The sequence below is a fragment of the Lentzea roselyniae genome (assembly GCF_039537795.1).
Taxonomy (GTDB): Bacteria; Actinomycetota; Actinomycetes; order Mycobacteriales; family Pseudonocardiaceae; genus Lentzea; species Lentzea atacamensis.
The window spans coordinates 210,959-230,809 of sequence record NZ_BAABBE010000002.1; the positions used below are offsets into that span (position 1 = coordinate 210,959).

General features: G+C 70.6%; 15 protein-coding genes. 5 read left to right on the plus strand and 10 right to left on the minus strand.

Annotated features, from left to right (window positions below; all coding sequences use genetic code 11):
* Nucleotides 1-2 precede the first annotated feature (2 nt).
* From ABFX45_RS03880 to ABFX45_RS03890, 3 genes are all read right to left on the minus strand, one after another.
* A complete protein-coding gene (locus tag ABFX45_RS03880) occupies nt 3-1,505 on the minus strand; it encodes a VMAP-C domain-containing protein (protein ID WP_346127655.1) in 1,503 nt (500 codons plus the stop codon).
* Between the two features lie 96 nt (nt 1,506-1,601).
* Nucleotides 1,602-3,659: an ATP-binding cassette domain-containing protein gene (locus ABFX45_RS03885; RefSeq protein WP_346127657.1), complete on the minus strand. Its 2,058-nt coding sequence runs from the start codon at nt 3,657-3,659 to the stop codon at nt 1,602-1,604.
* Nucleotides 3,652-5,262, minus strand: coding sequence for an ABC-F family ATP-binding cassette domain-containing protein (locus ABFX45_RS03890; protein WP_346127659.1), 1,611 nt, complete (start codon nt 5,260-5,262; stop codon nt 3,652-3,654). The genes ABFX45_RS03885 and ABFX45_RS03890 overlap by 8 nt, the downstream gene beginning before the upstream one ends.
* Before the next feature lie 239 nt (nt 5,263-5,501).
* Between ABFX45_RS03890 and ABFX45_RS03895 the strand changes: the two genes are divergently transcribed.
* Both ABFX45_RS03895 and ABFX45_RS03900 read left to right on the plus strand, forming a co-directional pair.
* Nucleotides 5,502-6,437: a patatin-like phospholipase family protein gene (locus ABFX45_RS03895; RefSeq protein ID WP_346127661.1), complete on the plus strand. Its 936-nt coding sequence runs from the start codon at nt 5,502-5,504 to the stop codon at nt 6,435-6,437.
* 16 nt (nt 6,438-6,453) lie between these two features.
* The gene (locus tag ABFX45_RS03900) at nt 6,454-7,926 is read left to right on the plus strand and encodes an amidase (protein WP_109639459.1); all 1,473 of its coding nucleotides are present in this window, start codon (nt 6,454-6,456) and stop codon (nt 7,924-7,926) included.
* 116 nt (nt 7,927-8,042) lie between these two features.
* Here the strand turns inward: ABFX45_RS03900 and ABFX45_RS03905 are convergent, their stop codons facing one another.
* Complete coding sequence (locus tag ABFX45_RS03905) at nt 8,043-8,423, minus strand: hypothetical protein (protein ID WP_346127663.1); 381 nt, start codon at nt 8,421-8,423, stop codon at nt 8,043-8,045.
* A gap of 81 nt (nt 8,424-8,504) precedes the next feature.
* Between ABFX45_RS03905 and ABFX45_RS03910 the strand changes: the two genes are divergently transcribed.
* Complete coding sequence (locus ABFX45_RS03910; RefSeq protein ID WP_346127665.1) at nt 8,505-8,927, plus strand: hypothetical protein; 423 nt, start codon at nt 8,505-8,507, stop codon at nt 8,925-8,927.
* Here the strand turns inward: ABFX45_RS03910 and ABFX45_RS03915 are convergent.
* The 3 genes from ABFX45_RS03915 to ABFX45_RS03925 are packed head-to-tail and all read right to left on the minus strand — an operon-like array spanning nt 8,908 to nt 13,055.
* Nucleotides 8,908-10,380 (minus strand): carboxyl transferase domain-containing protein, encoded by a 1,473-nt coding sequence (locus ABFX45_RS03915; RefSeq protein ID WP_346127667.1) that lies wholly within the window; start codon nt 10,378-10,380, stop codon nt 8,908-8,910. The two genes, ABFX45_RS03910 and ABFX45_RS03915, sit on opposite strands and share 20 nt — an antisense overlap.
* A complete protein-coding gene (locus ABFX45_RS03920) occupies nt 10,364-11,770 on the minus strand; it encodes an acyl-CoA synthetase (RefSeq protein WP_346128046.1) in 1,407 nt (468 codons plus the stop codon). Before ABFX45_RS03920 ends, ABFX45_RS03915 begins: the two co-directional genes overlap by 17 nt.
* Before the next feature lie 7 nt (nt 11,771-11,777).
* On the minus strand, nt 11,778-13,055 hold the full coding sequence (locus tag ABFX45_RS03925; protein WP_109639456.1) for an SLC13 family permease: 1,278 nt from the start codon (nt 13,053-13,055) through the stop codon (nt 11,778-11,780).
* A gap of 125 nt (nt 13,056-13,180) precedes the next feature.
* On the opposite strand from ABFX45_RS03925, the gene ABFX45_RS03930 reads away from it, so the two are divergent.
* Entirely contained in the window at nt 13,181-13,882 is a 702-nt protein-coding gene (locus tag ABFX45_RS03930) for a FadR/GntR family transcriptional regulator (protein WP_112225440.1), read from the plus strand.
* On the opposite strand, the gene ABFX45_RS03935 is transcribed toward ABFX45_RS03930, so the two are convergent.
* Nucleotides 13,883-16,876, minus strand: coding sequence for a TIM-barrel domain-containing protein (locus tag ABFX45_RS03935; RefSeq protein WP_346127670.1), 2,994 nt, complete (start codon nt 16,874-16,876; stop codon nt 13,883-13,885).
* A gap of 84 nt (nt 16,877-16,960) precedes the next feature.
* Complete coding sequence (locus ABFX45_RS03940; RefSeq protein ID WP_346127671.1) at nt 16,961-17,845, minus strand: LysR family transcriptional regulator; 885 nt, start codon at nt 17,843-17,845, stop codon at nt 16,961-16,963.
* Nucleotides 17,846-17,907: 62 nt separating this feature from the next.
* On the opposite strand from ABFX45_RS03940, the gene ABFX45_RS03945 reads away from it, so the two are divergent.
* Nucleotides 17,908-18,408: a nuclear transport factor 2 family protein gene (locus ABFX45_RS03945; RefSeq protein WP_346127673.1), complete on the plus strand. Its 501-nt coding sequence runs from the start codon at nt 17,908-17,910 to the stop codon at nt 18,406-18,408.
* Here ABFX45_RS03945 and dinB read toward each other — a convergent pair.
* On the minus strand, nt 18,405-19,592 hold the full coding sequence (gene dinB / locus ABFX45_RS03950) for a DNA polymerase IV (RefSeq protein WP_346127675.1): 1,188 nt from the start codon (nt 19,590-19,592) through the stop codon (nt 18,405-18,407). The two genes, ABFX45_RS03945 and dinB, sit on opposite strands and share 4 nt — an antisense overlap.
* Nucleotides 19,593-19,851 lie beyond the last annotated feature (259 nt).

The following is a 19,851-nucleotide window of genomic DNA, read 5'->3' on the forward strand; positions in this document are numbered from 1 at the left end:
ACTCAGGCCACCGACACCCCTTCTGGCGCTGCCGGCGGGACCGGCACCACCACCCTTGCCGGGTCATCGAACAAGATCGTCAACTTCTCGCAGACGTGCCTCGCCGCCGAGCCTTCCTGGAAGGCTGTCGCACGTGCCAAGCGGACCCGTTCGAGCAGGTGATGGGGATCGTCCTCGCCGTGCAGGAGTTCCTCGACCATCGCGACGAACTCGGTCGAGTCGCACTTCTCCCGATGCCACACGATGAGCGGCACGCCCGCCCTCAGCCCGACCGCGACCTCGTCCTGGCCCGCCTTCTCGACCTGGGGCGGCGCGCTCAGCACCAGCGACACGAGCTTCGGCTTGCGCTCGAAGTTCGACATCAGCTCGCGCAACCCGTCGCCCGTGGAGGCACGGCTCCAGCACGCGGAGTCGCGTTTGATCGCATGGCTGATCTTGAGCTGCGTCACCAGCACTTCCCAGCGGGCGTGCCAGGACCGGTGCCACTTGCGCCGCACCATCCGGTCGAGGCTGCGCACCACCAACGGGTACCGGCAGCCGATCGGTTCCGGAATCAGGCTGTCGGTCTCCCACGGCCACTGGTCCACGTCGAGCGAGATGATCTCGCTGGGCAGGATGATCTCGATGTGGATGTCGGGGCGGTACTGCCCCCAGTTCTCCTCGACCTCTTCGATGAGTGCGGCGACGTGTTCCTTCATCGCCTCGAGATCGTCGACCAGGTCCCGGCCGCGGTGCGGCGACCACCCCTGAGACAGGTCGAGCTGCCGCCAGTGCGACAGGCGGTACCGGTCGCCCGTGGCGCCCTCGCGTTGCAGCTGCAGCAACAGATAGGCCGCGGAGCGGGGCGGGGGCGCCAGCAGGTCCGGCGTGTCCGGGGCGTTGTCCCGCACGGCTTTGAGCTCGTGCGCGAGATCCATCCGGATGGCCTGGTGCTCCACCCACCGGCGCAGCTCGATCGCGAGCTCCGGTCGCACCCTGGCCGCGATGTGCTCGACGAGCAGCAGCGGTTTCGGTATTCCGCTCGGATCGGAATTCATGGTCTCAAGTGCGCGGAACACCTCGAGATAGGTCGTTTGCTCGCGGAGCCGGGGCGCCGCCGGACCCGCGATGGTCTCGTAAATATCGGCGATGTCGGCCACCACGACGCCGTGCAGCAACGTGAACAGCCTCTTGGTTTCCTCCGCCGGAAGGATTTCGAGTGCTGTCATCTCCGCAACTATTGCCCGCAGCGCTGCCATCGGCTTCGAGCCCTGCTCAATCCGTTCGAGCACGCGCTGCAACGCAGTCAGCCCTTTCGGGTGTTGCGTGCACACCTCTGCCAGGCTGTACAGGTGTCCGACCGCCTGTTTGTGCTCCTCGAACGGCAATTGCTCGCGCAGTTCGTCACACACCATCCGGGCTACCAGGTTGCGGCCACTGCGATCCGCCAAACAGGTGATTTTCCGCATGGCGTCGACAAGAGGCCACAGAGTACCGCGTTCAGCACTCTCCTCCGCCCACACCATCCTGGCCTCCCCGGTCGAGGTCGGTGTTCGGAGTATGGCAGCGATCGCCCGACCTCAGGGTGTCGGTTTGTCACCGTCGTGTATTACAGACCGCAATCAAATTCGCGGACTGTCGTCCACCAGTGCGCGCACGGCTTCCTCCGAACGGCGCACCGGATTGGACTCGCCTTCCAATTCCCGCAGCACACGCAGCAGATCGTCGAGACCGCCGTCGTAGTCCTGGCAGGTGCGCACCAGCTCGATCACGTGCAGCCGGGCGCGCTGGTGGTGCGGCACCGCCTCGGCGATCTCCCGTCGCAATCTCGCCAGGACCAGCTTGCGGCTCGACTCGTCACGCACCGAAGGCACCTCCAGCAGCGCGTTGACGACGGCCGTGAACGCGTCACCGGAGTCTGCCGGGCGGGGAGGTGTGCTGGACCCGTAGACGTGGATCCCGCCGTGAACCGTGCCGGCCTGCACCACGTTCTGAGCCGATCCGCTCATCTCGTTGCGGTGGGTGGGCGGCTCTTCGGGCTCGGTCACGTCTCGCAGCTTGGCACAGCTCCCGCCGGTGCGCGACTGTCCACTGTGGCCGGTCAGAGGCTGATCTCTGCCTTCCCACCGCCGCCGCAACCACCGGTCGTGGCTCGCGAGCACGATCGCGCCCGGCCCCACCCCCAGCGCGTCCTCCAGCTCGTCGCACAGCGTCGGCGACAGGTGGTTGGTGGGCTCGTCGAGCAGCAGCAGGTGCGGTGGATCGGCCACGAGCAGCGCGAGCGCGAGCCTGCGTCGCTGGCCCGCCGACAGCGCGCCGACCGGTTTGCCCAGGTCCCGCTTGTGCAGCAACCCCAACGACTCCAGCGACACCCGCCCGACCCGTTCGGCGCCGAGCGCCCGGCCGTAGGTGCCACGCGGGGTGAGGCGCGGGTTGGCGAACTCGGTGTCCTGGGCGAGCAGACCGACGCGGAGCCGAGGATGCCGCCGCACGCCCGGCGGCTGGAGCTGACCGGCGAGCACCAGCAGCAGGGTCGACTTGCCCGCGCCGTTGGGGCCGGTCACGAGCAGCCGCGTGCCGTCGCGCACGTCGAGGTGGTCGAGCTCGAGGCGTCCGGGCACGTGGACTTGTCGCAGTGACACCAGAAGCTCGTCCTCGGCGAACGACGTCAGCGCGTCGGGGGTGAAGCTCAGCGGGCGCGGGGGAGCGGGCACGCGGCGGCGTTCCAGGTCCTCGATGCGGCGCGTGGTGTTGCGGACCCGGCGGGAGATCTGGCTCTGCACGCGGTTGGCGCGGACGCCGTAGCCCATCTTCTCGCTGTCCCGCGGCGCGCGGTTCGGCGCTACACGGTGCGCGGTGATGCCGAGCGACTCTCGCAGCTCGGCGAGCTCTTCCTGCTCTTCGAGGTGACGGCGTTCCCAGCGGTCGCGCTCGGCGCGTTTGTGCCGCACGTACTCGCTGTAGGTGCCGCCGAACCGGACCGGGCCGTCCACCGCGGGGTCGAGGTCGACGAGGTCCGTGCACACCGCGTCGAGGAACGCCCGGTCGTGGCTCGCCAGCACGACGGTGCCGGGCAGCTCCCGCAGCCGCTCCGCGAGGAACTCGGCCCCGGCGTCGTCGAGGTGGTTCGTCGGTTCGTCGAGCAGCAACGCCGACGGCCTGCGGACCACGAGCGCGGCGACCGCGAGCCGGCGGCGCTCGCCACCGGAGAGCGAACCGAGCCGGCGTTCCCAGGCCACGTCGGCGAGACCGAGGCCGGCGAGGACGATCCCGGCGCGGCGGTCCGCGTCCCAGGCCTCGTGCCGCTGCGCCAGTTCGAGTCGTTCCGCGTAGGCGGCCGAAACGTCTTCGGTGGCGAGCAACGATGCGAGGCGGTCCAGCTCGGCGAGGTCCGCCCGTGCCTCCGCGAGTGCGTCGTCGACGACGTCGGCGACCGTGGCGGACTCCGCGTAAGGCATCTCCTGGTGCAGGAAACCCAGATCGGGCGGGCGGGTCACGGTGCCACGGTCGGGCTGGTCGGTGCCCGCGAACAGCCGCAGCAGCGTCGACTTGCCTGCACCGTTCTCCCCGATCAGCCCGATCCGCCTGCCGGGTGCCGCGGTCAGCGACACCCCGTCGAGCACCCGCCGGTCGCCGAAGACGCGCACCAGCTCGGAGGCGACCAGCGCGGCCTCAGCCATTGCCGGCCTCCAGCAACTTGCCGTTGTCCAGGCGCAGCCGGCGGTCGATCCTCACCTCGTTCAGGAACCGTTCGTCGTGGCTCACGACGACGAACGCGCCCTGGTACGCGTTCAGCGCGCTTTCCAGCTGACCTGCGCTGATCAGGTCGAGGTTGTTGGTGGGTTCGTCGAGCAACAGCAGCTGCGGCGCGGGCTCGGCGAACAGGACGCACGGCAGCGTGGCCCGCAGCCGTTCGCCGCCGGACAGCACGCCGACCGGCAGGTGGGCCCGCGGGCCGCGGAAGAGGAAGCGCGCCAGCAGGTTCATCCGTTCCGCTGGTGGCAGGGCCGGGGCGAACGCGGCGAGGTTCTCGGCCACCGTGCGGGCGTCGTCGAGCAGGTCCAGCCGTTGCGACAGGTAGGCGACGCGGCCGTCGGCGCGCTTCACCTCGCCGCTGTCCGGTGCGAGCGACCCGTGGACGACGCGCAGCAGCGTCGACTTGCCCGCACCGTTCGGGGCGGCCAGCGCGATGCGTTCCGGACCCCGGATCGCCAGGTCCACACCGTCGAACAGGTCACGGACGCGGAGACCCGTGCAGAGGAACAGCGTGCGGCCGGCCGGCACGGCGGTCTGCGGCAGCTCCAGGCTGATCTTCTGCTCGTCCCTCAACGCCCGCTCGGCCTGGTCCAGCCGCGTCCTGGCGGCACTGAGCCGCGCCGCGTGCGTGCCGTCGGCCTTGGCCGCGGTCACCTCGGCGTTGCGCTTCATGTTGCCGGCGAAGATCCGCGGCAGACCGGCGCTGGAGAGGTTGCGCTGCGCGTTGCTCGCCCGCCTGGCCGCGCGTTCGCGAGCCTGCTGCATCTCCCGCTTCTCGCGCTTGACCTCCTGCCCGGCGCTGCGGATGTTCTTCTCCGCGACCTCGCGCTCGGCGGCGACGGCCTCCTCGTACTCGCTGAAGTTGCCGCCGTAGAACCGGATCTCGCCGCCGTCGAGCTCCGCGATCCGGTCCATCCGGTCGAGCAGCGCGCGGTCGTGACTCACCACGAGCAGGCACCCGCGCCAGTCGTCCAGGACGTCGTACAGCCGGTGCCGGGCCTCCAGGTCGAGGTTGTTGGTCGGCTCGTCGAGCAGCAGCACGTCCGGCTGCCTGAGCAGCTGGGCCGCGAGCCCGAGCGAGATGATCTGCCCGCCGCTCAGCGTGCCGAGCCTGCGGTCGAGCGCGAGGTCGCCGAGCCCGAGCCGGTCGAGCTGGGCGCGGGTGCGTTCCTCCAGGTCCCAGTCGGTGCCGATGACGGTGAAGTGCTCCTCGTCGACGTCACCGGACTCGACGGCCGCGATCGCCCGCAGCACGTCCGCCACGCCGAGCACCTCGGCGACGGTCAGCTCCGCGGTCAGCGGGAGGTCCTGCGGCAGGTGGCCGAGCACGCCGTCGACGGACACGCTGCCACCGGTGGGCGTCAGCGTTCCCGCGATGAGCTTGAGCAGTGTCGACTTACCCGCGCCGTTCGGGGCGACGAGACCGGTGCGGCCGCTGGGCACCGTGACGGAGAGGCCGTCGAACACCGGGGTGTCGTCGGGCCAGGCGAAGGACAGGGTGGACACGACGATGCCTGCGTCGGGCATGGGTGAAACCTCGGGATGTGCTGCGCGCGAACCGATCGCGCGAGTGGAAAAGGGGACGACGAAACGGCCATCACGAGCGATGGCCTGTCACATCTCGGGCTCACCCTGAGATGTCGTCTTCACCCACCAGCAGCACGTCGAGCTCCTCATCGAGGCGTTGATCTCTCTTCCACGTTAGCAGCACCGCGCAATTCGGCGGGGGACACTGGTACTGCTCGCACTCGCACGAAGGGGGACAGGTGTCCGACGCCGTTCTACAGCTGCTGCGCGACCGCGTGCAGCGCCGAAGCACTCCAGGACAGCGAACCGACGACGCGCGCCTGGTGCTGCTGATCGAAGGTGGAAGCTCACGCGGTGCCTACTCGAGCGGCATGACCGTCGCCATCGAGCGACTCGGCCTGCTGCCGGCGTTCGACGCGGTCTACGGCAGCTCGGCGGGTTCCCTGAACGGCGCGTGGCTGTTGTGCGGCCGTGCCGAGAGCACCAAACACGCGTGGTGGGACCCGAGAGTCATGCGGACGACGATCAACCCGATGCGCGCCTTCCGCCGGCAACCGGTCGTGGACACCCAGCACCTCATCCACACCGTCTACACCCGGGTCATGCCGATGGGCTTCCAGGACATCCTCGACAACCCCGTCGAGTTCCACCCGATCGCCACCGACGCCCGCACCGGTGAGCCGGCCGACCTGCACCCGCTGATCCACGACATCCCGAGCCTGCAGGCCGCGCTGAGGGCGTCGACCGCGATGCCGCTGCTCACCGGCAGGCCTGTCGTGATCGAAGGCCGCCCGTACGTCGACGCGGGCCTGAGCGAGTCGTTCGGCGTGCGGACGGCACTCGCCCAGAAGGCCACGCACATCGTCGCCCTGCGCACGCGCCGAAGCGACGAGACCCCGTCCGCCCCGTCCCGCGGCGAACGGATCGTGCTGACGCGGTGGTTCGCCCGCCACGCGCCGGGAGTCGCGCAGACCTGGCTGCGTCACCTGGAGATCCGCCTCGAGGAGGAGGACCTGCTCGCGTCGCATCCCGCGTGCCTGCAGATCCGCCCGCCCCTCGGCAGCCTGCGCGTCGGCCGCACCGAACGACGTCCCGACGTGTTGCGCGCCGTCGTCGACACCGGCATCCGGGCAGCCATGAACGAACTGGCGACCTGCGTCCTGGAGCCCCGATAGCGGTTACTTTGATCGCGTGGACTTCGACGAGTACCGGAAGTACGACGCCACCGGGCTGGCCCGGCTGGTCGCGGACCGGCAGGTGTCCGCGGCTGAACTGCTGACGGCGGCGCGGGACCGTGCCGCCGCGGTCAACCCGCGGATCAACGCGATCGTCAGGGACGTTCCCGCCGAGCCGTCGGACGACCTCACCGGCCCGTTCGCCGGGGTGCCGTTCCTGATCAAGGACCTCGGCCAGGACTACGCGGGCCTGCCGTCGTCGAACGGGTCCCGGTCGCTGAAGGCGCATCCGGCCGCCGAGCACTCGACCGTCGTCCAGCGCTGGCTCGACGCGGGCCTGGTGATCTTCGGCAAGACCAACCTGCCGGAGTTCGGCGCGAAGGCGATCAGCGAGTCGCTCGCCTGGGGACCCGCGCGCAACCCGTGGGACCTGGAGCGGACGCCCGGCGGGTCGTCGGGCGGATCGGCGGCCGCGGTCGCCGCGGGGATCGTGCCGTGCGCCGGCGCGAACGACGGTGGCGGCTCGATCAGGATTCCCGCGGCGTGCTGCGGGCTCGTCGGGCTGAAGCCGGGCCGCGGGCTCACCCCGTTCGGCCCGGAGACCGCAGAGATGATGCACGGCGCGGCGGTGCAGGGTGTCGTGTCGCGGACCGTGCGGGACACGGCCGCGATGCTCGACGTCATCTGCGGCGGCGAGCCGTTCGGGCCGTTCTCGCCCGCTATGCCGGAAGCGTCGTTCGCGTCGTGCGTCGGCGAGAGTCCGGGCAAGCTGCGGATCGGCGTGCGGGTGCCGTCCGCGATCACCCCGAAGCCGCACGCCGAGGCGTACGCGGCCGTCGAGAACGCCGTGCGGGTGCTGACCGATCTCGGCCACCAGGTCGAGGAACTGCCGGAGGCGCCGTTCGACGACGCCGCGCTCGCCCGCGACTTCCTGCTGCAGTGGTTCGTGAACCTCGCCTGGAAGGTCGCCGACGCCAAGCGGGTGTCGAAGGCGCCGGACATCGCGTTCGAGCGCGACACGCTGCTCATGGCCGCGCTGGGACGGGCAACGAGCCCCGTCGACTACGTGGACGCCGTCCACCGGCGGCACGAGCACACCCGCAGACTCAGCGTGTTCTTCGAGTCCTACGACCTGCTGCTCACGCCGACGCTCGCCACCCCGCCTCCCGCGGTCGGCGCGTTCGACCTGCCGCAGTCGTTGCAGCGGGCGACCGACGTGCTGCTCAAGACCCGCACGGCCCATCTCCTGCGCTACACGAAGATCCTCGACGACATGATCTCCGACAACCTCGGCTGGGTCCCGTACACGCAGCTCGCGAACCTGACGGGGCGTCCGGCGATCTCGTTGCCGCTGCACTGGACGGCGGACGGGTTGCCGCTGGGCGTGCAGTTCGTCGCGCCGCTCGCGGGCGAGTCGCTGCTGATCCGGCTCGCGGCCCAGCTGGAGGAAGCGCTGCCGTGGTCGGAGAAGGTGGCGGTCATTCGCTGAGGAAGCGCAGCAGCCGATGTTCGTCGTCCGCGGGACTGCCGTGCCCCGGACCGCGTCGGCCTGCCCCTGGGCGGCTACGACCATGCCCGTGCTGTCGCCCAGGCCGGGCAGGCGGGTCACCGCTTGCGGACGGTGAGGACCACACCGGACAGGCCGACGTCCGCGGTGACCACGCCGAAACCCGTTGCCGTGGCCGCGATTCCGGTGACGCCGATGACCACGCCCGCCACGATCGCGGACAGTCCATCGCGAGATAAGGCGTAGACGCCGAACGCCAGCGTCAGCAGCCACGGCTGGAGGCCCCAGTCGTGCTGGTAGATCGGCCAGAGCGGGGTCGGTGCACCGGCCGCGACGAGGATCGCGACCATCGCCGCCGATCTCGACGCCGCGCCGGTGGCGACGCCCTGGACGATGCGGGCGGCGATGAGCCAGCCGATCGACGGCGCGAACAGGAACACCAGCATCGCCACGAGTTCGAGGGCGAGGGCGCCGATCATCAGCGGTCTCCGTCCGATGTCTCGCTCAGCGCCGCCGTCGTCGAGCTCGCGCCGGAGCGGCACAAGAAACTCGGCGCGCTGATGACCGTCTACGCGCTGACCCCGTCCGGCCAGGAGCTGGAGCCCGCACTCCTCGCGCTCGGCCGCTGGGGTGCCAGGCAGCTCGGCGACCCGCAGCCGGGCGACCACGTCAGCGTCGAGGGTGTGACGCTGAACCTCCGCGCCGCCTTCCAGCCCCAGGAGGCGGCCGGCGTGACCGCGAGCTGGGAGATCCACGCGCGCGACTTCGTGCTGCACGCCGTGCTGACCGACGGCAAGCTCGAGACCGGTGTCGGTCCGCACCCCGGCAAGCCGGATCTGGTCATCACGGCCAACCTCGCCGACGACGAGCTGGCCTCCTACCGCGCGATCGTGCGGGCGGCGAAGAGCGGGCGGGTCGACGTGAGCGGCCGCCGCAAGCTGCTCGACACGTTCCTGCGGGTGTTCACCGTTCCCGCGGCCTAGCGACTCCGCGCGCGATCCCGAGCTCGACCAGGTCCTGCGGCCGCAGCCGCAACTGGTCGGCGGTGTCCCGCACCCGCGACGGATCGCGCTTCAGGATCGCCGCCGCGAGCTCGGGCGATATCACCGCGAGGTAGCTGTTCGGCGTGACCCACAACCGGCCGGGCGCCGCGAACGCGAGTGCTCCACCGGACCCGCCTTCGCCGATCACCAGCGTCGTCACCGGCACCCGAGCGGCCGCGACCGCGGTGAACATGTCCGCGATGGCCGCTCCGACACCCGCCTTCTCGGCGGCCGCGTCGTTGGCCGCGCCGGGCGTGTCCACGAGCGTCAGCACCGGGATCCCGAGCCGGTCGGCCAGCCGCACCAGGCGCGCCGCCGTGCGAAACCCGGCCGGCCGCGTGGCCGTGCCGCACTGCGCGGCGTACGCGATCGTCGTGCCGGAACGCTGTCCGAACCCGCACAGCACACCGGAATCGACGCCGCCGCAACGGTCTCCGCTGATCGGCTCGTGCCAGTCGAAGTAGGCCGCGAGGTAAGCGGCGGCACGCGGCCGGTCCGGTGCACGGGCGCGTTGCACCGCGTCCCAGCCGGTGTCCGGCAACTCCGCACATCCCAGCGCCGCCGGCACGGCAGCGGGCTCGAGCTCGGCCGGGGTGAGCAGCCGCAGCCAGCGTTCCAGCCGGACCCGCAGCTCGTCCGGCGGCACGAGCTGATCGACCAGACCGGCCGCGAACTGCTGGGTCACCGAGTATCCCGGCGGCCGCACCCGTGACCCGGCGAACCCGACCTGGGCACCGCGAAGGCCCAGCGCGACGTCGGCGCCGGCCCCGAGCGTCGCCCAGCCGCCACCGGTGGTGGGGTCGCGCAGCACGGCGATGTGCGGCAGCCCCGCCTCACGCGTCAGGACGAGCTGGCGCGCGATGCGTTGCAGCTGCAGCAAGGCGGGCGTGCCCTCCTGCATCCGGCTGCCTCCGGTCCTGACCAGCGACACCACCGGCAGCCGCAGCGCGCGGGCCCGCTCGAACGCCTGCTCGATGCGTGCGCCGGTGCGGGTTCCCAGCGAGCCGCCGAAGAAGCCGAACTCGAATGCCACGACCATCGCGGTGACGCGGCCGATTTCCGCGATGCCGCACACGACGGACTCGCGTTCGCCGGTTCGCTCGGTGGCCTGGGCCAGCTGGTCGTCGTAGCCGGGCCAGCCGAGGGGGCCGTCGTGCGCGGTGGTGGGTGTGTCGGTGTGGCTGGAGCGGTCGTGTGTGGTGGTGGCGGTGGTTGAGGTGTCGTCGTGACCGGCGCGGCCAAGAGGACCGCCACTCGAGCACCCGGCGGCGGCCGGCACGTCGCCCCACCCGAGCCTGCCCGATCCCGAGGCCACCTCCGGATCAGGCAGCTCGGTGAACACCGACGCCAGCCGCCCGATCAGCGCGCGGGCGGACTCAGGCCCGGAGCGCACGCTTCACGACCTTGCCCATGTCGTTGCGCGGCAACGACTCCACGAACCGGACGAGCCGCGGCCGCTTGTGCGGGGTGAGCAGGCGGGCCACGTGGTCGGCGAGCTCCCGTTCGTCGGGCGCGGGGCCGGCGGGCACGACCCAGGCGATGATCCGCTCGCCCAGGTCGTCGTCGGGTTCGCCGGTCACCGCCACCTCTGCGACTCCCGGGTGTTCCAGCAGGGCGTTCTCGATCTCGCCGGCGCCGATCTTGTAGCCGCCGCTCTTGATGATGTCCGTGGCCTTGCGCCCGACGATCCGGTAGTAGCCGTCGGGGTCGCGCGTGCCGACGTCGCCGGTGCGGAACCAGCCGTCCGCGAACGCCTCGGCGGTGGCGTCCGGGCGGTTCAGGTACTCGGTGAAGAGGTTCGGCCCGCGGACCTGGATCTCGCCCACCGCACCGGTTTCTTCCAAGGTCTGGCCGTTGTCGTCGACGAGCCGGGCCTCGACCCCCGGCAGCGGCACGCCGACGGTGCCGGGACGGCGGTCGCCGTCGGCGCGCACGCTGGTGTTCATCAGCGTCTCTGTCATGCCGTAGCGCTCGACCACCCGCTGGCCGGTCGCCGCCGCGATCCGCTCGTGGTCGCGCACGGGCAACGCGGCCGAGCCCGACACCAGCAGCCGTGCCGAGCGCAGCGCGTGAGCGAGGCCGGGATTCGAGCCGACCTCCTCCGCGATGCGGTGGTACATCGTCGGCACGCCGAACATCATCGTGCCGTCGCCGTCCAGCGCCTCGGTCAACGCGGTCGTCGAGAACTTGCCCAGGTGGTGCAGCGTGCCGCCGCGCCGCAACGGGCCGAGCACGCCGAGGATCAGGCCGTGCACGTGGAACAGCGGCAGCGCGTGCACCAGCACGTCCGAGGAGGTCCACTCCCACGCTTCGGCCACGGCGTCCAGTGTGGACACGATCGCCCGGCGGGGCAGCACGACGCCCTTGGGCGCTCCCGTGGTGCCCGAGGTGTAGACGGTCAGCGCGGGCGAGGAGGGATCCGGCTCCGCGAACGGCTCGTCCGACGAGACGTCGAGCGTGACGTCCCGCCGCGGCACCGACTGCAGTCCTTCGGGCAACCGCGCTCCCGGTGCTGCGAGCACGTTGGCGGGCGCGCTGTCCGCCACGATGTGCGCCAGTTCGCGTTCGCCCACCTTCGGGTTGAGCGGCACGGCGGGCACCCCGGCGAGCAGAGCCGCGACGACGGCGACGCACGTCTCGATCGACGGCGTTGCCCAGATCGCCACGCGGGGCAGCCCGGACAACTCGCGTGCCAGGGCTCCCGCACAGGACGCGAGCTCGGTGTGGGTGAGGGTGCGGTCGCCGAAGCGGAGCGCGACGCGGTCGGAGGACAAGGGGAACATCACGGGCTCACCAGATTCCGGGGACGACGAGGGCGAGCCAGACCAGCGGCGGCGCTGCCGCGACCATGATCCCGCCGTAAACCATGAGCTGCTTGAAGAACTTGTCGCGGTCGACGTCCTGCGCACCGGCCAGCACCAGCGCTCCGTTCGTGGAGAACGGGCTCACGTCGACCACGGTCGCCGACACCGCGAGCGCCGCGATCAGCCCGACCGCGCTGACCTCACCCTGCAGCAGGAACGGCACGGCGAGCGGGATCAGCGCGCCCATGATGCCGACCGACGAGGCGAACGCGGACACGATCGCGCCGATGTAGCAGATCAGCAGGGCGGCGAGCAGGGGAGCACCGACGCCCGCGACCGAGTCGCCGGCCCACTTGATCGTGCCCATCGTCTGCAGCACGGCGACGTAGGTGAGGATGCCGCAGATCAGCAGCACGGTCGGCCAGGTGATCTGGGTGATCGCCTGCTTGGAGGTCTCCGGCCACACCACGCTGAGCAGCACCGCCACCGTGATCGCGGCGAGTCCGACGTCGAGGTCGAACACCAGCGCCGCCACGACGAGCGCGGTCAGCCCCACGAGGGTGGCGATGCGCGGCGCGGTCAGCGTGATCGGGTCCTCGGCGTCGTCCGCGGTTCCTCCACCGCCCGCGTGGACGAGCGCGGGTGCCGCGACGGGGTGCCGGGCCAGCTTCATGCCGCCGCACACCACGAACACCACGGCGGAGATCAGCAGGTTCACCACGAGGCTCGCCAGGAACAGCACGATCTCGTTGCCCGGTAAGCCTTCCTTGGCCACGATGCCGTTGACGATCGTGCCGTAGATGCTGATGGGGGAGAAGCCGCCGGCCTGCGCGCCGTGCACCACCATCACGCCCATCAGCAGCGGACTGATCTTGTACTTCGCGGCGAAGCCCATCGCGATCGGCGCGACGATGGCGACTGCCGCCGGGCTCACCGCGCCGATCGCCGTGAGGACGCCGGTGATCGCGAACATCACCCACGGCATCAGGGCGATCCGCCCGCCCACCAGCCGGATCGCCAGGTGCACCAGCCAGTCCGTGGTGCCGTTGGCCCGCGCGATGGCGAACAGGAACGTCACCCCGACCAGCACGACGAACAACGAGCCGGGGAAGCCCTTGAAGATGTCGTCGGTCTTCATGTCCGCGACCAGCGTGCCGACGCCGAACGCGGCGGCGAACGCGAGCGCGCCCATGTTGATCGACCTGGTCGTGGCGATGACGAAGACCACGACCAGCACGAGTATGGAGATCAGTTCGGCGGACATGCAGGGCTCCCGTCGTTGGGCTCTCCCAGAGGTGGCTAAGTGGCTGAGCCACTTTCCGCCCACGGTCCACCGGCTGTCAAGAGGTGGCCTAGTGGCTGAGCCACTTCAGCGGATATCCTGGACCGATGTCGGAGGCACTGCGGCCCATGGTCAAGTCCCGCCTGTACGAGCAGGTGCTCGAACGCCTGCGCGCGTACGTGGCCGAAGCGGGCCTGAGCGCGGGCGACAAGCTGCCCGCCGAGCGCGAGCTCGCCGCGAGCCTCGGCGTGAGCCGCGCGTCGGTGAAGCAGGCGATCGTGGTGCTGGAGGTTCAGGGCCTCGTCGAAGCACGTCACGGCGGCGGCACCTACCTCGTCCGCGACACCCTCGACGTCGAACCGGTCGAGCAGCTCGTCGAACGCCGCAAGCGCCTCCCGGAGGTGCTGGAGGCGCGCGAGGCGCTGGAGACGAAGCTCGCCGAGCTCGCCGCGGAACGCCGCACGGACGCCGAGCTCGAGGACATCCGCCAGGCCCTGGACTTCATGCGCGACGAGATCGCCGGCGGTGACTTCGGCGTGGAAGGAGATCGCCGCTTCCACGCCGCCGTCACCGCCGCCGCGCACAGCTCGTTGCTCGCCGACTTCATGAAGACCATCGCCGGCCAGATCACCGAGAGCCGCACCGAGTCGCTGCGCCAGCCGGGTCGCCCGTCCCGTTCACTGGCGCAGCACACGGCGATCTACGAGGCCATCGCCGCGGGCGATCCGAAGAAGGCGGCGGCCGCCATGCGCAAGCACGTCCGCACGGTCGCGAAGGTGCGGTTGCTGGACTGGGTGCCGGAGGACTGATCAGCGGATGTCGATCACCGCCAGCTGACGCACTCCCGGCGCCCGGACGACACGACTCGACCCGTCGGCGTTGTGCACGACGACCGTCCAGTCCCGTTTGGAAACCTTGCTCTGCTGCACCGTGATCACGCCCTTGTGCTGGGTGATCCGGGTGCGGCCCTTGTCCTCGTACAACGTGAACTCGCCCGTCGCTCCGGCGGTCACGTGCACCGTGAGCGCGTCGGTCGGGTTCTGCACGTCGTTGGTGACGTTGTTCGTGCGTTCGACCAGCATTCCGCCGGCGCGCAGGAACACCGGCATGGTGTCCCAGCCCGCGCTGACGGTCGCCCACGTGTTGCCCTGGTACACGCGGCCGGTGAAGTAGTCGGTCCACTGGCCCGGCGGGAACCACACCCGCGTCTCACCGGTGTCACCGGGCGTCGTGATCGGCGCGACCAGCACGTCCGGGCCGAGCAGGAACTGGGTGTCCACGGTGGAGTACGCCTCCGGGCTGCCGGGGTGGTCGATGAAAGCCGGGCGCACCACGGGAACTCCGGTGCGGCTGGCCTGCTCCGCCAGCGTGTAGAGGTACGGCACCAGGCGTTCGCGCAGGTTCAGGAACTTGGTCGCCGACGCCTGCGCGGCCGGACCGTACTGCCACGGCAGGCGATCACCGTGGTTGCTGTGCAGCCGCGTGATCGGCTGGAACGCGCCGAGCTGCACCCACCGCGCGTAGAGATCGTCCGGCAGCTTGGTGGTGTAGCGGAGCTGACCGTTGTCGAGGTACGTCTCCGAGCCGCGCAGCCCGGTGGTGTCGTTGTGCCCGCCGATGTCGTGGCTGATCGCGGACATCCCGGTCGACACCCCCTCGGCCGAGGTGTAGCCGATGGTCGCCTTGAGCGCGCCCCACGTCGACGAGGTGTCGCCGGTGAAGTGCAGGGTGGTGCGCTTCTCCGCCCACGGTCCGGTCGGCAGCGGCCCGGATCCGCTGTAGCCGCCCGCCTGCAACGACCCGAAGCCGCGCGAGAACGCGAACCCTCCGAGCTTCGCGTACTGCTCGTTGATCCACGAGTCCGGCGTGACCCCGCGCAACGACGATCCCGAACCGTCGCAGCACCAGTCGAGCCACCAGAAGTCCGTCGGCATCTTCTGGTGCAGTTCGATGTACGCGCGCAGCTGGTCCGGGTCGCCCCAGTCGAAGACGTAGCAGTCCGTGCAACCCTGCCCCTTCGCGAGCTTGCCCTTGGCGGTGGCCTGAGCCCGCGGGAAGTCCGGATCGGTGCCCTGGATGCTCGGGTGGATGTTGAGCGTGCTGTGCAGCCCTTCGCCGTGCACCCAGTCCAGGAAGCCTTGCGGGTCGGGGAACTTGTTCGTGTCGACGCGCCAGCCGTTCCACGTGTTGTGCGCCTTGAAGTCGGTGTCCACCACCAGCACGTCCAGCGGCACGCCGTGCTGCCGGAACGCGGGCAGGATCCGGTCGCGGTAGTCGGCGGCGGTCCGGTCGATGTACTCGGAGTACCAGACGCCGTAAGCCCAGCGCGGCAACAGGTTCGGCCCGCCGGTCAGCCGCGCGAGGTCACCCAGTGCCGCCTTGTGGTCCTGGCCATATCCGAACACGTAACCGTCCTGGTACGGCTGCGCTCCACGGTCCGGTCGCGGCGTGCCGTTGGCGTAGGCGGAACCCGTGTCGTCCAGCAGGTACCAGCCGTCGCGGTACAACAGGCCGGGGTAGAGCTGTGGGGCACCGCTGTTGCCGGTGTAGCCGTCGAGCGAGCGCCGGTAGCCGCCGAGCGCCAGGTGCTGCTGGGTGGCGTCGACGCCGATGGTGTCGAGGTTGACGTGGCAGCCGGTGTCCGGACACGTGACGGCGAGGTCGGAAGTACCTGCGGGCAAAGGGATCCGCGCGGCTGTGGTGGCCCACGTGGCCCAGTTCGCCGTCGTGGGCAACGTGATCGCCTGCCCGTTGAGCAGCACGGTTCGCGGCTCGTGCCTGCCGTCGCCGCCGACACCGTTTGCGTAGCGCAGGTTCACGGTGTAGGTGCCCGCCGCCGGGACACCGCTCACCCGCTGGCTGAGCTTCGTCCCGCCGACCAGCTCGGCGACGAACCCGGTGCCGGTGTGGCCGGCGTGCTCGTCGGCGATGGCGGCCGCGCCGGTGAGCGCGCCGTTCTCGGCCTCGCACGTGGTACCGAACCGGCAGTCGTCCAGCGCCCGGTCCGGTGTGGCCGGGTACGGCTGGCCGAGTCCGAGCAGCGCGAGGCTGTCAACGTTGACATTGCCCGAGTCGGTGAGGTTCTTCGTCAGCGAGACGCGGTGTTCACCCGCCGGCAGGTCGACCTCGGCCTCGGCCGGCTTCCAGTCGCGCCAGTCCGCTGTCGCCGGCAAGGTGATCTGCCGCGAGAACCGGCCGTCGACGCTGAGGCTGAGCGTGCGGTTCTCGTGCCTGCCGTCACCGCCACGCCCGTTCGCGTACTTGACGGCGATCCGGTGCTTTCCCGGGGCGGCGGCTCTGACCGTCGCAGTGATCCCGTTGTTGGCGTAGGAGAAACCCGCCACGAAGCCCGCGCCGGTGTGGCCGGGATGCTCCCGCGCGACCAGCATGCCCTCTCGTTGCTGGTCTTCTGCCTCGCAGAGCTGACCGGTCGCACAGACCACCCGCCGCCACGGGGACGCGGTCGTGCCGTTGGTCGTCAGTTCGAGGTTGTCCGCGCGGAACGGCCCGGAGTCCACGCGATAACGCAAGGTCAGAGCCGAGGTGGTGATGATCAGCCAGCCGTCTTCGACCCGCGTGAGATAGGGGGTTCGGGGAAAGCCGGTGCGATTTACAACGTTGTAAGTGGGCGCATTCTCAAACCTGCGGTCTCCCGCGTACTCACTGCGCACGAGGGTGGGGGAGAGGACCTGGAACCTGGCCTGCCCGGACACGACCGTGTTGGTCGGCTGGGCCGCTGCCGGAGTGGGAAGGACCAGCCCCAGCAGGGCCAGCAGTGGGACGACTGTCGCGCGTTTCCGCATCCGTGCTCCTCGTCTGACGCCGTCGGCTTCCGAGGTGTTCAGGTACCTGAACTTCCCTCACCTTGGCCTGACCGTGTGGAGCGATCAAGACTCCAGTCGGCGCACAACGCCGACGAACTCCCGGACCAGCGGGTTGGCCGGCTGCTCCGGCCAGGCCAGCGCGATCCGCAGCGGTTCGACGTCGACGATCGGCCGCCAGGTGAGGTCCGGGTGCACGTAGAAGCTCTTCATCGACTCCGGCCCGATGCACACCCCGGACGTGGTGGCGACGTGCTCCAGCATCTCCTCGACGTTTTCGTTCTCCGGCCCCCACACCGGCGCCGACCCGTCCGGCCGCGGGTTGACCGCCCACCAGTCCACCCACTCCCGCGGCGCCAGCTTCGTCCACATGAGGGGCTCGTCCCGGAGGTCGCCAATACCGACTTCCTCCTTTTCCGCCAACGGATGTGTCTTGCGCACGGCCACCCACCGCGGCTCGGTCGCGACGGCCACCGAGTGCAACTTCCGGAGGTTCGCGGGCAACCACACGAAAGCGACGTCCGCCAAGCCGTCCCGCAGCGCCTGGGGCTCACCGCCCCAGTCGAACCGTTTCGGCTCAACGGTCACGCCCGGAAACCGTTCCTTGAACACCGCTCGGGCGTTGCGCGCGAAAGTGCCACCACCGGTGGCGGTGAACCCGACCCGCAGCACGTTCCGCTCCGCCGCCGCGGTGGTACGGGCGAGCCGCACCGCGTCCTGCCAGTCCGCGATCTGACGTCGTGCGGCCGGCAGCAGGGCATTGCCTGCCGCGGTCGGTTCGATCCCGGAGCTGGCTCTGACGAACAGTTCCACGCCGAGTCTCGACTCCAACTGCTTGATCTGCCGGCTCAACGACGGCTGCGCGACGTACAACTCCTCGGCGGCCGCGGTGAAGCTGAGGTGATCCGCGACCGCGACGAAGTACCGCAACAGCCGGGTGTCGACGTCCATGCCTGAAACGTATGGGCGCGGGTATTGGACCGCTGTGAGCCGGCGCTGGTTGCGTTGCGGCCATGGAACTGAGCCGATCCACCCTGATCCGCGCGGGCGCCGCGGGCCTGGCGGCCACCGCGATCGCCGCGCCTGCCGCGCACGCCCGCGAACACCCCAACGTGACGCTGATCCGCCGCTACTACCAGGCCTACGGGTCCGGCGACCTGGAGTCTTTGCGGCCGTTCTTCGCGGCCGACATCCGCTGGACCATTCCCGGCCACCATCCGCTGTCCGGCACCAAGGTCGGCGCCTCCGAGGTGCTCGCTTTCTTCGGTCAGCTGGCCAGGTCCGGATTCCGGGCGGAGATCCTGTTCCTGGCGGCGGACGGGGAGTGGGTGGTCGACATGCATCGCGGCTGGAGCACGACGCCTCCGGGTCTGGACATCACGTGGACGCTGGCGTACCGGATCCGTGGCGGCAAGATCGTGGAGGCGGTGAACTTCGCCGCCGACCAGCACGCCGCCGACGCGTTCTTCTGGCGCCAGTACCCGCTGGCGCCGATCCCGGGAAGGTTCGACTAGTCCGGTAGCAGCGGCACCGAGATGCCGGGATCGCGGCCGAGCATCGCGGCCCGCGTCACCGACGATGAGCCGAACCGGTCCTTCAGCCGGTCCAATGTGGAGTCGAGCGCGCCGGGCGAGTGGTTGTCGTCGAACGGCAGCATCAACTGAATCGTGTCCTCGTCGCTCAGGTTGGTCAGGGACACGCCCAGCAACGTGATGCCGCGGCTCGCGATTTCCGGCAGGGCGGCGGTGAGAAGCAGCCGTGCGGCGGTCAGCAGGAGGCCGGTCTCCGCTGTCGGGTGGATCAGCGTGTGCGAGCGCGTCGCCCTGGTGAAGTCCGCGAAACGCAGGCGCAGCACGACGGTTCGGCAGGCGCGATGGGCGTTGCGCAGCCGTCGTGTGATGCCGTCGACGAGCGAGGCGAGGATGGCGTCGAGGTCGTGCGGCGTGCGGCCCAGGGCGCGCTGGGAGCCGATCGAGCGGCGGCGGCGTCCGGCCTGGACCGGGCGCGGGTCGCGGTTGTGCGCCAACGCGTGCAGGTGCCGGCCCGCCGCCTTGCCCAGGATCGAGACCAGGTCCGTCTCGTCGAGGCGGGCCACCTGGCCGACCGTGCGGATGCCCAGGTCGTGCAGCTTGGCGGCGGTCACCTTGCCCACGCCCCACAGCCGCTGCACCGGGAGCGGGTGCAGGAAGTCGAGCTCGCGGTCGGCCGGCACGACCAGCAGGCCGTCGGGTTTGGCCACGGCGCTCGCGACCTTGGCGAGGAACTTCGTGCGGGCCACCCCGACGGTGATGGGCAGGCCGACCTCGTCGAGCACGCGCTCACGCAGCCGTCTGGCGATCAGTTCCGGTGGCCCGACGATCCTGGGCAGGCCGCCGACGTCGAGGAACGCCTCGTCGATCGACAGGCCCTCCACCAGCGGGGTGGTGTCGCGGAACACCTCGAAGACCGCCTTGCTCGCCGCCGAGTACGCGGACATGCGCGGCGGCACGACGACGGCGTGAGGGCAGAGGCGCAGCGCACGTGCGCCGCCCATCGCGGTGCGGATGCCGAACGCCTTGGCCTCGTAGCTCGCCGCCAGCACCACGCCGCCGCCCACGATCACCGGGCGGCCGCGCAGGCGCGGGTCGTCCCGCTGCTCGACGGCGGCGTAGAACGCGTCCAGGTCGGCGTGCAGGATCGGCGTGAGGCTCACGAACACATGTTCGCATCCATCACTCGTTCAGCACAGTGCTCAATTCGTCCACCTGCGACGGTCGCGAGCGCCTCGATGCCGGGCAGGGTGTCCGCAGCGAGGACCGCCGGACACGCCTGGGGGAGCGGGACGGCGCGGCGCACGCCACCAGCAGCGCGCCCCGGCCATGCGGGGCTTCCCCGGCGGTGCAGGCGCTCGGCGAGAAGTCCCCAATGCGGCACTCCGAAGTTCCTTGCCGCGCAAAGACCTCACGAGAGTGGATCAA